This is a genomic window from Pseudomonas sp. B2M1-30 (assembly GCF_025447575.1).
Lineage (GTDB): Bacteria > Pseudomonadota > Gammaproteobacteria > Pseudomonadales > Pseudomonadaceae > Aquipseudomonas > Aquipseudomonas botevensis.
On sequence record NZ_JAOEJT010000001.1, the window covers coordinates 266,705 to 280,356 of the forward strand.

The 13,652-nt window shown below is 63.1% G+C and carries 14 protein-coding genes; 9 read left to right on the forward strand and 5 right to left on the reverse strand.

Going from position 1 to position 13,652, the window contains the following annotated elements:
• Positions 1 to 105: 105 nt before the first annotated feature.
• From N8H74_RS01195 to N8H74_RS01210, 4 genes are all read left to right on the forward strand, one after another.
• Positions 106 to 1,452, forward strand: a complete 1,347-nt coding sequence (locus N8H74_RS01195; RefSeq protein WP_262145896.1) for a pitrilysin family protein — start codon at positions 106 to 108, stop codon at positions 1,450 to 1,452.
• The gene (locus N8H74_RS01200; RefSeq protein ID WP_262145897.1) at positions 1,445 to 2,944 is read left to right on the forward strand and encodes a pitrilysin family protein; all 1,500 of its coding nucleotides are present in this window, start codon (positions 1,445 to 1,447) and stop codon (positions 2,942 to 2,944) included. Before N8H74_RS01195 ends, N8H74_RS01200 begins: the two co-directional genes overlap by 8 nt.
• A gap of 69 nt (positions 2,945 to 3,013) precedes the next feature.
• A complete protein-coding gene (locus N8H74_RS01205; protein WP_262145899.1) occupies positions 3,014 to 4,030 on the forward strand; it encodes a hydrolase in 1,017 nt (338 codons plus the stop codon).
• Positions 4,031 to 4,034: 4 nt separating this feature from the next.
• On the forward strand, positions 4,035 to 4,880 hold the full coding sequence (locus N8H74_RS01210) for an AraC family transcriptional regulator (RefSeq protein ID WP_262145900.1): 846 nt from the start codon (positions 4,035 to 4,037) through the stop codon (positions 4,878 to 4,880).
• A 54-nt stretch (positions 4,881 to 4,934) separates the two neighbouring features.
• Here the strand turns inward: N8H74_RS01210 and N8H74_RS01215 are convergent, their stop codons facing one another.
• A complete protein-coding gene (locus N8H74_RS01215; RefSeq protein ID WP_262145902.1) occupies positions 4,935 to 5,789 on the reverse strand; it encodes a sulfurtransferase in 855 nt (284 codons plus the stop codon).
• Positions 5,790 to 5,817: 28 nt separating this feature from the next.
• Positions 5,818 to 6,489, reverse strand: coding sequence for a TetR/AcrR family transcriptional regulator (locus N8H74_RS01220; protein ID WP_217829403.1), 672 nt, complete (start codon positions 6,487 to 6,489; stop codon positions 5,818 to 5,820).
• 146 nt (positions 6,490 to 6,635) lie between these two features.
• Between N8H74_RS01220 and N8H74_RS01225 the strand changes: the two genes are divergently transcribed.
• The 5 genes from N8H74_RS01225 to N8H74_RS01245 all read left to right on the forward strand — a co-directional run bounded on the left by N8H74_RS01225 (position 6,636) and on the right by N8H74_RS01245 (position 11,263).
• Positions 6,636 to 8,066 (forward strand): coniferyl aldehyde dehydrogenase, encoded by a 1,431-nt coding sequence (locus N8H74_RS01225; RefSeq protein WP_262145903.1) that lies wholly within the window; start codon positions 6,636 to 6,638, stop codon positions 8,064 to 8,066.
• 24 nt (positions 8,067 to 8,090) lie between these two features.
• The gene (locus tag N8H74_RS01230; protein WP_262145904.1) at positions 8,091 to 8,636 is read left to right on the forward strand and encodes a twin-arginine translocation pathway signal protein; all 546 of its coding nucleotides are present in this window, start codon (positions 8,091 to 8,093) and stop codon (positions 8,634 to 8,636) included.
• Between the two features lie 82 nt (positions 8,637 to 8,718).
• The gene (locus N8H74_RS01235) at positions 8,719 to 10,314 is read left to right on the forward strand and encodes a GMC family oxidoreductase (protein WP_262145906.1); all 1,596 of its coding nucleotides are present in this window, start codon (positions 8,719 to 8,721) and stop codon (positions 10,312 to 10,314) included.
• Between the two features lie 115 nt (positions 10,315 to 10,429).
• Positions 10,430 to 10,909: a pantetheine-phosphate adenylyltransferase gene (coaD, locus tag N8H74_RS01240; RefSeq protein ID WP_217829399.1), complete on the forward strand. Its 480-nt coding sequence runs from the start codon at positions 10,430 to 10,432 to the stop codon at positions 10,907 to 10,909.
• A 102-nt stretch (positions 10,910 to 11,011) separates the two neighbouring features.
• Complete coding sequence (locus N8H74_RS01245) at positions 11,012 to 11,263, forward strand: YfhL family 4Fe-4S dicluster ferredoxin (RefSeq protein WP_003195146.1); 252 nt, start codon at positions 11,012 to 11,014, stop codon at positions 11,261 to 11,263.
• A 150-nt stretch (positions 11,264 to 11,413) separates the two neighbouring features.
• Here N8H74_RS01245 and N8H74_RS01250 read toward each other — a convergent pair whose 3' ends face one another.
• The 3 genes from N8H74_RS01250 to N8H74_RS01260 all read right to left on the reverse strand — a co-directional run bounded on the left by N8H74_RS01250 (position 11,414) and on the right by N8H74_RS01260 (position 13,460).
• Complete coding sequence (locus N8H74_RS01250; RefSeq protein ID WP_217829398.1) at positions 11,414 to 11,737, reverse strand: multidrug transporter; 324 nt, start codon at positions 11,735 to 11,737, stop codon at positions 11,414 to 11,416.
• Positions 11,738 to 11,805: 68 nt separating this feature from the next.
• A complete protein-coding gene (gene mutM / locus N8H74_RS01255; RefSeq protein WP_217829397.1) occupies positions 11,806 to 12,618 on the reverse strand; it encodes a bifunctional DNA-formamidopyrimidine glycosylase/DNA-(apurinic or apyrimidinic site) lyase in 813 nt (270 codons plus the stop codon).
• A gap of 29 nt (positions 12,619 to 12,647) precedes the next feature.
• Positions 12,648 to 13,460: an HDOD domain-containing protein gene (locus tag N8H74_RS01260; RefSeq protein WP_217829636.1), complete on the reverse strand. Its 813-nt coding sequence runs from the start codon at positions 13,458 to 13,460 to the stop codon at positions 12,648 to 12,650.
• Positions 13,461 to 13,652 lie beyond the last annotated feature (192 nt).

Sequence of the window (13,652 nt, forward strand, 5' to 3'; positions counted from 1 at the left end):
CGATGGGCAACAACGGCTGTGTGGTAGATAACTACCGCACATCCGCATCGGGCAATCGTCACAGTGGCTTGCGAATTTCCGTAACCCACTGAGGACGAATCCCCCATGGATACCTTGTGCAGCAGGATGCTGCTTGTTCTGGCGCTGACCCCGCTGTTGGCGCTGGCGACCCCCGCCCCTCCCACTCATGACTTCGTGCTGGACAACGGCCTGAAGGTCATCGTGCGCGAAGATCACCGCGCGCCGCTGGTGACCACGCAGCTCTGGTTCAAGGTCGGTTCGAGCGACGAATCCCCCGGCCACACCGGCCTGTCCCACGCCCTGGAACACATGCTTTACAAAGGCAGCAGCAAGCTGTGTTCAGGAGAGGCCGCGGCCATTCTTGAATCACTGGGCGCTGCGGAAAATGCCTTCACCGGCCAGCATGTGACCGCGTATCACCAGACGCTGGCGACGCAGTATCTGGGGGTCGCCTTCGAATTGATGGCCGACCTGATGTCGACCGCGCACCTGCGCACCGAAGAGCTGATCCCCGAAATGGCGGTGATCCGTGAAGAGCGCCGCCTGCGGGTGGACGACGACCCGATGGAAACCGCCCTCGAACGCCTCTCGACCCTGGCCTTCCCCTCCAGCGGCCTGCGCACGCCGGTCATCGGCTGGATGAACGACCTGTACCGCCTGACCGCCAGCGATCTGCGCGACTGGTATCAATCGCGCTACGCCCCCGGCAACGCGGTGCTGGTGATCGTCGGTGACGTGACCCTCGAGCAGGTCAAACCGTTGGCCAGGCGCTGGTTCGGCGCAATCGCCAGTCGACCCTTTCCGGCGATGCAGCCGATGCGCGAGTTGCCCGAGCCGGGCGAACGCCAGGTGACACTTCACCTCCCCGTCCACGCGCCCGAGTTGATCATGGCCTTCAATGTGCCGGGACAGGTCACCGCTACGGCAAGCCGCACGGTATACGCCCTGCGTCTGATCGAGATGCTGCTGGCGGGTTCGCCCAGCGCGCGCCTGCAAAAGCGTCTGCAATTCCAGGAAGGCCTGTTCAGCAAAGTCGAGGCCGACTACACCCCGCACACCCGAGGCGACAGCCTGCTGACACTCACCGCCCGACTCACTGACTCGAATACCGCCAGCCTGGATGCGGCGCAAACGCGAATCTGGCAAATGCTCGACGAACTGCGCGCCACCGCGCCTGGCGCAGACGAACTGGAGCGCGCCCGAACCCAATTGATTGCGCGGCAGATTTATACCCGGGACTTCATCGAACACACCGCCCATCAACTGGCCTTGCTGGAAAGCAGCGGCCTGCCCTGGCAACTGCTGGACCAGGACATCGAGGAGCTGAAGAAAGTGACACCCGCCGACATTCGTCGGACCGCCGAGACGTATCTGACCCGTGAGCGCCTGAGCACGGCCCATGTTCTGGTGAAGGAGGCCGGCCATGAATAAATGCCTCCATGACCCGCGAATCGCCCTGTTCTGGCTGGTGCTGATTACCTGCCTGAGCGCCGAACCGGCGACGGCCGATCACGCGCTTACCGCGCCAGCCGGATTCCCCGCACCACGCCTGCAATCGCTGCGGGAAGCGCAAGGCATTCGCCCCACGCCACGGCCATTGACCATCAAGGGCTGGAAAACCCGCAGCGGCACCAAGATCCTGTTCATCCGCACCACGCAAGCGCCGATGTTCGATGTCCATGTCAGCTTCGCCGCCGGCAGCACCCGCGACGTCACCTCGCCCAGCCTGGCCGGCGTGACGTTCAGCCTGCTCAACGAAGGCGTGGCCGGCAAGGCCGATTACACGGCCATCAGTGAAACCTTCGATGGCGTCGGCGCCAGGCTGGGCATGAAACTGGATCAGGAGCGCGCGAGTTACTCCCTGCGCAGCCTCAGCGACCCTGAGAAAAGCGCACCGGCCCTGCAACTTTTCACCCGGATTCTCGGCCAGCCGTCACTGTCCGCAGACGGTTTGATTCGGGTCAAGAACGAACTGCGTGGCCGCCTGCTGACCACGGCCCGACAGCCGGAGATCATTGCCGCCCTGCGCCTCCAGGCGCTTCTGGTTCCCGAAACGCCGTTCGCCCACTCGATCTATGGAACCCAGGCGAGCCTGGATCTGATCACCCGCCAGGCCGTGCAGGACTTCCACCGCCAGGCCTACTCGGCGCGCCATGCACAAATCACCCTGGTGGGCGACCTGACGCTGGAGCAGGCCCAGGCCATCAGCCGGCAGATCGCCGACGCACTGCCCGCCCCCCCCGCGAGTCCAGCCCTTGCATCAGCCAAACCGACCGGCACGGTCAAAGAAAGTCATGTCGAGCGCGAGCAGGAACAGACGTACCTGCTGCTCGGGCAACCCGCCGTCTCGCGCCAGCATCAGGATTACCCCGCGCTGTATGCGGCGACGCTGATGTTCGGCAACGGCAACAACTCGCGCCTGATCAACGAACTGCGGCAAAAACGTGGCCTGGTGTACGGCGCCAAAGCCCGTACGGAAGACTGGGCGCAAAGCGGAATGACCACGATCAGCCTGCACACCAGCCCGCAGTTCACCCGCGAGACGGCGGCGTTGGTGCGGTCGATGTTCAGCGACTATTTACGCGATGGCCCGACCCAGGCAGAACTCGACCACCTCAAGCGACGCCTGGCCAATACCAGTGTCGTGGACAGCGCCAGCAATCAGCAGATCCTCGAACGTCTGGTGCAGATCAATCGCCATGAGCTGCCCCTTGATCTGGATTACTTCATGGAGCAGGTGCAGCGACTGACGCTCAAGCAAATCAAATCCGCGCTGAACCGGCATTGGTCCGATGAGCAGTGGCGAGTGATCAGCGTCGGCCCGACGGTCGAGCAACTGCCGCTGCCACAGCCAGTGGATGCTCCAGTCATCAACCCGTCCGGGCAGACGTGTCGCGCGGATACCGGGTTTGTGGCAAGTTAGGCTTTCCTTGACCGTCGCAGCCGCCACTTCGCGTCGCCGCTGCCTGCATAACCCTTTTCGAGATTGACCGTGCGCGCACCTTTGCCTTCCACCGAATCCGGCTTTCGTTTCACCCCCGCCTTCGGCCTCGGCAATCCGCACCTGCAAACCTTGTGGGGGCCTCTGTGGCGCAAGACCGTGCATCTGGAGCGCGAGCGCGAACGCCTGTGGCTCGACGATGGCGATTTCCTCGATCTCGACTGGCATGGCCCGCACAGCGCCGACGCACCTCTGGTGCTGGTGCTGCACGGGCTGACCGGTTCCTCCAATTCGCCTTATGTCGCCGGCATCCAGGCCGCGCTGGCGGCGCAAGGCTGGGCCAGTGTCGCGTTGAACTGGCGCGGCTGCTCGGGCGAGCCGAACCTGTTGCCGCGCAGCTACCACTCCGGCGCCAGCGAAGACCTCGCCGAAACCATCAAGCACCTGCGCGCCAAGCGGCCACTGGCGCCGCTGTATGCGGTCGGCTACTCCCTCGGCGGCAACGTGCTGCTCAAGCATCTGGGGGAAACCGGCAGCGCCAGCGGTGTGCTCGGCGCGGTGGCGGTCTCGGTGCCGTTTCGTCTGGATCAGTGTGCCGACCGCATCGGCCAGGGGTTTTCCAGGGTCTATCAGGCGCACTTCATGCGCGAGATGTTGGCCTACATCAAGAACAAACAACGTCAGTTCCAGCATGACGGACGCGAGGACGGCCTGGCGGCACTGGCAGCGCTCGGCTCGCTGGAAAACATGCGCACCTTCTGGGACTTCGATGGCCGGGTGACCGCGCCGCTGAATGGTTTCGTCGATGCCGAGGATTACTATCGCCGCGCCTCGAGCCGTTACTTTCTCGGCGAAATCCGCACCCCGACCCTGATCATTCAGGCGGCGGACGATCCGTTTGTGTTCCCCCACAGCCTGCCGCAAGCCAGCGAGCTGTCGACCTCGACCGAGTTCGAATTGCAGGCCCGGGGCGGGCATGTCGGCTTCGTCGACGGCTCGTTCCGCACGCCGGGTTACTACCTGGAGCGGCGCATTCCGCAATGGCTCGCCAGCGCCGGGCGTGGGTGAGGCGATGAACGAACAGGGCGAATCGATCCGTTTCTGGCAGGCCGCACCGCTGACCGGGGTCGAGTTATTGACCGCACGCTACATCGAGCATCGCTTTGCCCCGCATGTCCATGACGGCTACGTGATCGGCATGATCATGGCCGGCGCCCAGCGCTACCGCTATCGCGGCGCCGAACACCTGGCCGGCAGCGGCACGCTGGTGCTGATCAATCCGGACGAAGTGCACAACGGCCACAAAGGCACCGAAGACGGCTGGCTGTACCGGGCGTTTTATCCCGACACCGGACAGATCGTCGGCCTGTTGGAAGAACTGGACCTGCCCACGGCGCCCATGCCGGCCTTCGGCGCGACGCTGTATCGCGATCCGGATCTGGTCAATGGTTTCTGTCAGTTGCATCGCTTGCTGGAAAGTCCGGCCACCGCGTTACAGCAGCAGACGGTCTGGCGCGAAATGATGATGCTGCTGTTGCAGCGTCACGCGGCGGTGCAGATCGCTGGCCAACCGGGCAAGGAGCATCGGGCGGTGGCCATGGCCAAGGAATTGCTGAATGCGCAACTGGCGGCGCCACCGTCGCTGGAAGAACTGGCGGCGGCGGTGAACCTGTCGCCGTTCCACTTCGCCCGCGTGTTCCGCCGCGCCACCGGCATGCCGCCGCACACCTGGCTGATGCAGCAACGCATCGCCTGCGCTCGCGGGCTGTTGCAGAGCGGTTGCCTGCCGGTGGAAGTCGCCACGCAATTGGGATTTGCCGACCAGAGCCATTTGAGCAGGCAGTTCAAGCATGTCTACGGCGTGGGACCGGCCGCGTATCGCAGCGCCCGGCAATTGCCCGAAGCCCGAGAGCGCTGAAAGCTCGATGCGGGAGGAAGCCACCCCCCTCCCGCAGAAAAGCAATGGCGAGGATTATTCGCCGGTGGCGATGCCTCGGCCAGGCTCGTTGATCCACTCGCTCCATGACCCGGCATACAACGCCGCCAGCGGATAACCCGCCAGGCACAGGGCGAACAGGTTGTGACAGGCCGTCACCCCGGAGCCGCAATACGCCACCAGGTCCGTCGGCGAACGCCCGTCGAGTTTCGCCGCAAAGCGCTGCTTGAGCTGATCGGCCGGCAGGAAACGACCATCGCTGCCCAGGTTGTCGGTGAACGCCGCGCATTGCGCGCCGGGGATGTGCCCGGCGATCGGGTCGATCGGTTCCACTTCACCCTTGAAGCGCGGCAAGGCACGGGCATCGAGCAGGGTCAGGGTTGGCTGGCCGAGACGTTTTTGCAGTTGCTCGGCGCTGAGCAACAGGTGCATGTCCGGCTGACCGTTGAAGTTGCCGCGATGGGCGACCGGCGGGTCCAGGCTCAGTGGCAGGCCCGCCGCGTGCCAGGCCTTGAGCCCGCCATCGAGAATGAACACGCCGTCACGCTTGCCCAGCCACGCCAGCAACCACCAGGCCCGCGCCGCGTAGGCACCGGGACCGTCGTCATACAGCACCACCTCGCTGTCGTCATTGATGCCAAAGGCTTGCAGGCGCTCGATCAGTGCCGCCGGCTCCGGCAGTGGATGACGCCCGGTCACGCCCTTGATCACCGGGCCGCTGAGGTCACGCTCCAGATCCGCGAAGCTCGCCCCGGCGATATGACCCTCGGCGTAGCTGCGCTGGCCGTAGTCCGGATCTTCGAGGGCAAAACGGCAATCGAGAATCACCAGCCCCGGTTGTTCCTGGCGGGCATGCAGCGCCTGCGGGCTGATCAGTTGCGCAATCGGCATAACGGACGACTCCTGAGAGGGAAAGGGATTACGGCTTTTCTTCGAGCGCCTGGGCCAGCGGTACGTAGAACTCCTCGAACAATGCGTTGACCGCATCGCGGGCCTCGTCGGTGACGAACCCCGCCTCCAGCACCAGCACCTGATACACGCCACGCTTGATGGCCTGCTCGCTGAGGTGGTTGGAGTTTTCCCGGGTCGTGCACAGAAAGCGCACCCAGGAGGTGAGGATGATCCACGCGTTGAGGGTCAGGGACTCGATCTGCACCCGGTCCATCTTCAGGATCCCGGCCGCGACGAAGCCATCGTAGATCGCCGCGCCCTGGATCACGCAGCGCTGGGAAAAGCGCCGGTAGCGCCCGGCCAGATCCGGATCGCTGTCGAGCAGGTGTTCGAGGTCGCGGTGCAGAAAGCGGTAACGCCACATCGCCGACAGCAGTTCCTTGAGATAGAAACGCTTGTCCTCGACCGTCGCGGCGCGCCCCTGGGGCGGACGCAGGAAGCTGTCGACCAGGCTTTCGTACTCACTGAACAGCACGGCGATGATCGCCTGCTTGTTGGGGAAGTGGTAGTACAGATTGCCCGGAGAAATCTCCATATGGGCGGCGATGTGATTGGTGCTGATGCTGCGCTCGCCCTGCTGATTGAACAGCTCAAGGCTGTTCTGCACGATGCGCTCGCTGGTTTTTATTCGTGGGGCCATGGCTTGAGCTTTAATTCAGAGTGCGTTGACGGGCATCTTACGACCTATCCGGAACGGGATAAAACCATCACGCACAAGGAAGTCATTTGACTTTATAGAGCATAGACTCTAAAAAGTTCCTCACAACAACAAATCCGGAGCCGACGATGACCGCCGATATTGCCTACCTGCAAACGCTGCAACAGCCGCTGGAAGAGCTCAACCGGCTGTTCGAAGCGCAGCGGGCCGCTTACGCCGCCAACCCGATGCCGCCCGCCGCCCAGCGCCAGCAATGGCTCAAGGCCCTGCGCGATGTGCTGAGCAACGAACGGCAGGCCCTGATCGACGCCATCAGCTCCGATTTCAGCCACCGCAGCGCCGATGAAACGCTGCTCGCCGAACTGATGCCGAGCCTGCACGGCATTCACTACGCCAGCCGCCACATCAAGCAATGGATGAAGCCGTCGCGGCGCAAAGTCGGCATCGCCTTTCAGCCGGCGTCGGCAAAAGTGGTGTACCAACCGCTGGGCGTGGTCGGGGTCATCGTGCCGTGGAACTACCCGCTGTTTCTGGCGATCGGCCCGCTGGTGGGCGCGCTCTCGGCGGGCAACCGGGTGATGCTCAAGCTCAGCGAATCGACCCCGGCCACCGGCTTGCTGCTCAAGGAATTGCTGGCGCGGATATTCCCCGAGGATCTGGTCTGCGTGGTGCTTGGCGAGGCGGATATCGGCGTGGCGTTTTCCCGCGTGCGCTTCGATCACCTGCTGTTCACCGGTGCCACCAGCATCGGCAAGCACGTGATGCGCGCCGCAGCGGAAAACCTCACGCCGGTGACTCTGGAGCTGGGCGGCAAATCCCCGGCCATCGTCTCCCGCGACGTGCCGCTGAAGGACGCCGCCGAACGCATCGCCTTCGGCAAAACCCTCAATGCCGGGCAGACCTGCGTCGCCCCCGACTACGTGCTGGTGCCGGAAGACCGGGTCGGCGGTTTCGTCGAAGCCTATCGCCAGGCGGTACGCGGCTTTTATCCGACACTCGCCGACAACCCGGACTACACCGCGATCATCAACGAACGTCAGCTCGCGCGGCTCAACGACTACCTCAGCGACGCCACCCTCAAGGGCGCGCTGCTGATCCCGCTGTTCGATCAGGGCCAGGGCCGACGCATGCCCCACAGCCTGCTGTTGAATGTCAGCGATGAGATGACGGTGATGCAGGACGAGATCTTCGGCCCGTTGCTGCCGATCGTGCCGTATCAGGATCTGGACCAGGCATTTGCTTACATCAATCAGCGGCCACGTCCTCTGGCTCTTTACTACTTTGGCTACGACAAACGCGAACAGAACCGCGTGCTGCACGAAACCCATTCCGGCGGTGTATGCCTCAACGACACCCTGTTGCACGTCGCCCAGGATGACATGCCGTTTGGCGGCGTCGGCCCGTCGGGCATGGGCCACTACCACGGCCACGAGGGCTTCCTGACGTTCAGCAAGGCCAAAGGCGTACTGGTGAAACAGCGCTTCAACGCGGCCCGGCTGATTTATCCGCCGTACGGAAAATCCATCCAGAAACTGATCCAGAAGCTGTTCATTCGCTAACGTCTCCGCCGGGTAATAACAACAATGCACCCAAGCCTGACCGAAACACCCGCCCTGTCGCGTCGGGGCCTGCTGAAATTCAGCCTCGGCGCCACGGCCTTCCTTGCCACCGCCGGCGTTGGCGCCAGCCTCAGTGGCTGTTCGTCGAGCGTTCCGGCGAATGGTTTTGCCGCGCTGCGCAACGGTGACCTGCTGTTTCTGCGCGCACTGATTCCGGTGATGCTCGACGGCGCCGTGACCGTCGAGACGATGCCCGCCGCCATCGACGGCACGCTCAAATCGCTGGATGCCAGCCTCGATCATCTGTCGCCGGAAATGCTCAAGCTCACCCGACAATTGTTCGACGTGCTGGGCATGGCCGTGACGCGCGGGCCGCTGACGGGGATCTGGGGCAGTTGGGAAAACGCCAGTCCCGAAGCGATGCGCCACTTCCTCGAACGTTGGGAAAACAGCTCGCTGAGTTTGTTGCGCATGGGCCACAGCTCCCTGCAACAAATGGTGATGATGGCCTGGTACACCCGCGCCGAATCCTGGGCGCACTGCGGTTACCCCGGTCCGCCCACGGTCTGAAACCCAATGTGGGAGCGGGCTTGCCCACGCAGGCCGCAGCCGCCGCACCACCGCATCCAGAATAATAAAGAGAACCTGATAGATGCCCGTACCCGACCCGTTCCGCGAAGGCCTCGCCCGTGGCTGGAAAACCTACAACGGCGCGCAACTGACCGATGACCTGACCCTCGAAGCCGATGTCGCGATCATCGGCAGCGGCGCAGGAGGCGGCACCACGGCGGAAATCCTCAGCGCCGCCGGCTACAAGGTGCTGCTGATCGAAGAAGGCCCGCTCAAGACCAGCAGCGATTTCAAACTGCTCGAAGACCAGGCCTACAGCAGCCTTTACCAGGAAGGCATCGGCCGCATGAGCAAGGACGGCGCGATCACCATCCTGCAGGGCCGCGCGGTTGGCGGCACCACGCTGGTCAACTGGACATCGAGTTTCCGCACACCGCAGCCAACCCTCGAACACTGGGCCAAAGAGCACAACGTCAAGGGCCACAGCCCGGCGGAGATGGCGCCGTGGTTCGAAAAAATGGAGCAGCGCCTGGGCATTGCACCGTGGAGGGTGCCGCCCAACGCCAACAATGATGTGATCCGCAAAGGCTGCGAACAGCTCGGTTATAGCTGGCACGTGATTCCGCGTAACGTGCGCGGCTGCTGGAACCTGGGCTATTGCGGCATGGGCTGCCCGACCAACGCCAAGCAATCGATGATGGTCACCACCATTCCGGCCACGCTGGAGAAGGGCGGCGAGCTGTTGTACCTGGCCCGCGCGGAAAAACTCACCATCAATGGCGACAAGGTCACCGGCCTGCAATGCGTGGCGATGGACGAACGCTGCGTCGAACCGACCGGCCGCACCATCACGGTCAAGGCCCGGCATTACGTATTGGCGGGTGGCGGCATCAACAGCCCGGCGCTGCTGTTGCGCTCGGACGCACCGGATCCGCACCAGCGGCTCGGCAAACGCACCTTCCTGCATCCGGTGAACATGTCCGCCGGGCGTTTCGACGAGGTCATCAACCCGTTTTACGGGGCACCGCAGTCGATCTACTCCGACCATTTCCAATGGAAGGACGGCACCACCGGGCCGATGGCGTTCAAACTCGAAGTGCCGCCGCTGCATCCGGCGCTGGCCGCCACGCTGCTCGGCGGTTTTGGTCAGGAGAACGCCCGACACATGGCGGACTTGCCGCGTACCCACGCGATGCTGGCGTTGCTGCGTGACGGTTTTCATCAGGACAGCCAGGGTGGCAGCGTCGAGTTGCGCGGCGATGGCTCGCCGGTGCTCGACTATCAAGTGTCGCCTTATGCCTGGGACGGATTGCGCCGGGCCTTCCACGTCATGGCCGAAATCCAGTTCGCCGGCGGCGCCAAAGCGGTGATGCCGATGCACGCCGACGCACGCTACGTGAACAGCCTGGCCGAGGCGCAAACATTGATCGACGGCCTGAGCCTGGAGTTGTATCGCACGCGGCTGGGCAGCGCCCATGTCATGGGCGGTTGCGCCATGGGCGAAGACCCGAAAAGCGCGGTCACCGATAGCCTTGGCCGGCATCATCAGTTGCGCAACCTGTCGATTCACGATGGCTCGCTGTTCCCCACCAGCATCGGCGCCAACCCGCAGTTGTCGGTGTATGGTCTGACGGCGCAACTGGCGACATCTCTCGGCGAACGGTTGAGAAACCCGTGAAAAAACCGAATATTCCTATCGTCTATAGTGCTTTCTTACCCAACAGGCGACTTGGCCGACCGGGACGGCTGCGATACCATCCGACTCCCCAACGGACTCCCGCCAGGACGACGCGATGAACCGAGTGTTGTACCCAGGTACATTCGACCCTATTACCAAGGGCCATGGCGATCTGGTCGAACGCGCCTCGCGGCTGTTCGACCATGTGATCATCGCCGTCGCCGCCAGCCCCAAGAAAAACCCGCTGTTCCCGCTGGAGCAACGGGTCGAGCTGGCACGCGAAGTCACCAAGCACCTGCCGAACGTGGAAGTGGTCGGTTTCTCGACGCTGCTGGCGCATTTCGCCAAAGAGCAGAACGCCAATGTGTTCCTGCGTGGCCTGCGCGCGGTGTCGGACTTCGAGTATGAATTCCAGCTGGCCAACATGAACCGCCAACTGGCGCCGGATGTGGAGAGCCTGTTTCTCACGCCGTCCGAGCGTTACTCGTTCATTTCCTCGACCCTGGTGCGGGAAATCGCGGCCCTGGGCGGCGATATCAGCAAGTTCGTCCACCCAGTCGTGGCCGAGGCGCTGACCCAGCGTTTCAAGAAGTAAAGACCGTTCAAACGGCGCCCGCGTGCACTGCGGGCGCCAATGCGGCACAATTGCGCGCATTGATTTATAGCGCCCGGGCCTGCCGCCCCGGCTGGAGTTAGCATGTCCCTGATCATCACCGACGATTGCATCAACTGCGACGTCTGCGAACCCGAGTGCCCGAACGCCGCCATTTCCCAAGGCGAAGAGATCTACGTGATCGACCCGAACCTGTGTACCCAGTGCGTCGGCCACTACGACGAGCCGCAGTGCCAGCAGGTCTGCCCGGTGGATTGCATTCCGCTGGACGAAGCCCATCCGGAGACTGAAGAACAGTTGATGGAGAAGTACCGCAAGATTACCGGCAAGGCCTGAGTCTTCGGCGCCTGTCCGGACGCCTTCGCGGGCAAGCCCGCTGCCACAGGAGTTCTCGGGTGCTCACAAGGTTTGTGTTCACCTCAGGCAGTGTGGGAGCGGGCCTGCCCGCGAAGAGGCCGTCAGCCACACCCTGCCATCCGGCTCAGCTCACTCGCGCTGCTCAAACCCCTCCCCCGTACACCCCAGGCACCGCACGAACGCGGCCTTCGCCGGTTCGACCACCAACGCCTGCCCCGCATCGCCAATCCCGCCGCCCAGTGCGGTAAACGGCAACGACACGACAAACGCCCCCGCCCCGATCACTGTTGCCACCACCAGCAATGGCCGGGCAATCAGCAGATCGCCAAGCATGGCGTAGGCCGGTGGATTCTGGATGGCGTAGCGCGGATCACCGCTGCCGCCTTCCGTGGCCTGGACGGCCAGGCTGGAACACAGCAGCAGCGTGACAAAGAGGATTTGCAGGGATTTCATGGCACGATCCTTCGGGCTGAACAGTGAGACAACTCACTATAGACCGTAGGACTTTTTCAGCTTTTTGCTCAGGTCTGGCAGCGCGGGCACCACACACTGGCACGCTGCCCGAGTTTGACTTCCCGCAGCCCCGTGCCGCAGACCTTGCAGTGTTCCCCACCACGGCCGTAGACAAACAGCTCCTGCTGGAAATACCCCGGCTGCCCGTCGCCGCCAATGAAGTCGCGCAACGTGGTGCCGCCGCGCTCGATGGCCGCCGCGAGGATGCGTTTGATCTCGATCGCCAGCTTCAGATACCGCGCCCGGGAAATGCCCTTGGCCTCGCGGCGCGGATCGATGCCGGCGGCGAACAGCGCTTCGGTCGCATAAATATTGCCGACGCCCACCACCACCGCGTTGTCCATGATGAACGGTTTGACCGCCATCGACCGTCCACGGGACAGCTGGAACAGCCGCTCGCCGTCGAACAGGTCGGTCAGCGGTTCCGGCCCGAGGCGGATCAGCAATTCGTGATTGAGCGGATCGTTGCTCCACAGCATCGCGCCGAAACGCCGGGGATCGGTGTAGCGCAGGGCCAGGCCGGATTCCAGCTCGATATCCACATGCTCATGCTTGAGCGCCGGCAGCCCGACCTCCACCAGGCGCAAATTGCCCGACATGCCCAAGTGGCTGATCAGCGTGCCGGCCTCGGCATTGATCAGCAGGTACTTGGCCCGCCGCTCGACCAGCACGATGCGCTGCCCGGACAGGCGCACATCGAGGTCTTCGGGGATCGGCCAGCGCAAACGCCGGTCACGCACGATCACCCGACTGACGCGCTGGCCCTCCAGATGCGGGGCGATACCGCGACGGGTGGTTTCGACTTCCGGCAATTCAGGCATGAGTTTCTCGAATCAATGGGCTTGTTGAATCAGTGTGCGCCGAGTTCGCGGATCGTTTGCTTGAGGGTTTCGAAGTCGTACTCCGAGAGGCCGATGTACTCGAGCACCAGCGGCCCGACCGCCTGCCATTCGAAGTCTTCGGTCTGATTGCCCAGTACCCGGTACGACGCACAGATATGTTCGGCCATCTTGAGGATCGCCAGCAGATTTTTCATCTGAGTGTTGCGCGAGGTGTCGTCGCTGAAGATCGCCAAGGCATTGTGGTGGTTGGCGATGGCCGCGCTGACATGCTCCGGCAGACGCCAGGATTTGGCGGTGTAGTAACCGACCACCGAATGGTTGGTGTTGTACACACGGTTTTCGGTGTCCACCACCCGGCATTCGGCACTGGCGCTGCCATAGGCTTCTTCGAGCGTGGTCATATAGTCAGGGAAACGCTGCAGCATCAGCGGTACGCCGCAGTCATGGAACAGGCCCAGTGCGTAGGCCTCGTCGCTCGCCTCGGTGCCGACGCGCTTGGCCAGGGTCAGGCAGGTCATCGCGACATCCTGGGCGGTATCCCAGAAGCGGTTGAGGGTGACGATGGTGTCGTCGTTCATCTCGCCCTTGATCGACATCGCATTGATCAAATTGACGATCGAACGGCTACCCAACAGGTTCACCGCGCGCTTGATCGAGGTGATCTTGTTGCTCAGGCCGTAATACGGCGAGTTGACGATCTTCAGCAGCGAGCCGGACAGGCCGGGGTCCTGGGAGATCAGCTTGGCGATCGTCTCCAGATCCGGATCGGGCATGTACTGCTCCATCTGCAGATCCACCATGATCTGCGGCTGCGCCGGCACACTGATGCCTTGCAGGGACTGTTGAATCTGTTCGGTGGTCAGCTCTTGGGACATAAGTACACACTCTGGGACAGGCGGCGATTCTAACCCTTAAAAACCGACGGACGACACTTCGAGGGGCAGATCGGGAAGATTTCATTCAAGACCAGCCCATGGATTTCGCCTGATTCACTTGTATCCAATTGTGCACGC

Coding starts and splice junctions, on each gene's coding strand:
- coaD (WP_217829399.1), top strand. CDS start 10,430: ATGAACCGAGTGTTGTACCCAGGTACATTCGACCCTATTACCAAGGGC.
- N8H74_RS01220 (WP_217829403.1), bottom strand. CDS start 6,489: ATGGCCCCACGAATAAAAACCAGCGAGCGCATCGTGCAGAACAGCCTT.
- N8H74_RS01245 (WP_003195146.1), top strand. CDS start 11,012: ATGTCCCTGATCATCACCGACGATTGCATCAACTGCGACGTCTGCGAA.
- mutM (WP_217829397.1), bottom strand. CDS start 12,618: ATGCCTGAATTGCCGGAAGTCGAAACCACCCGTCGCGGTATCGCCCCG.
- N8H74_RS01235 (WP_262145906.1), top strand. CDS start 8,719: ATGCCCGTACCCGACCCGTTCCGCGAAGGCCTCGCCCGTGGCTGGAAA.
- N8H74_RS01195 (WP_262145896.1), top strand. CDS start 106: ATGGATACCTTGTGCAGCAGGATGCTGCTTGTTCTGGCGCTGACCCCG.
- N8H74_RS01230 (WP_262145904.1), top strand. CDS start 8,091: ATGCACCCAAGCCTGACCGAAACACCCGCCCTGTCGCGTCGGGGCCTG.
- N8H74_RS01215 (WP_262145902.1), bottom strand. CDS start 5,789: ATGCCGATTGCGCAACTGATCAGCCCGCAGGCGCTGCATGCCCGCCAG.
- N8H74_RS01250 (WP_217829398.1), bottom strand. CDS start 11,737: ATGAAATCCCTGCAAATCCTCTTTGTCACGCTGCTGCTGTGTTCCAGC.
- N8H74_RS01200 (WP_262145897.1), top strand. CDS start 1,445: ATGAATAAATGCCTCCATGACCCGCGAATCGCCCTGTTCTGGCTGGTG.
- N8H74_RS01210 (WP_262145900.1), top strand. CDS start 4,035: ATGAACGAACAGGGCGAATCGATCCGTTTCTGGCAGGCCGCACCGCTG.
- N8H74_RS01225 (WP_262145903.1), top strand. CDS start 6,636: ATGACCGCCGATATTGCCTACCTGCAAACGCTGCAACAGCCGCTGGAA.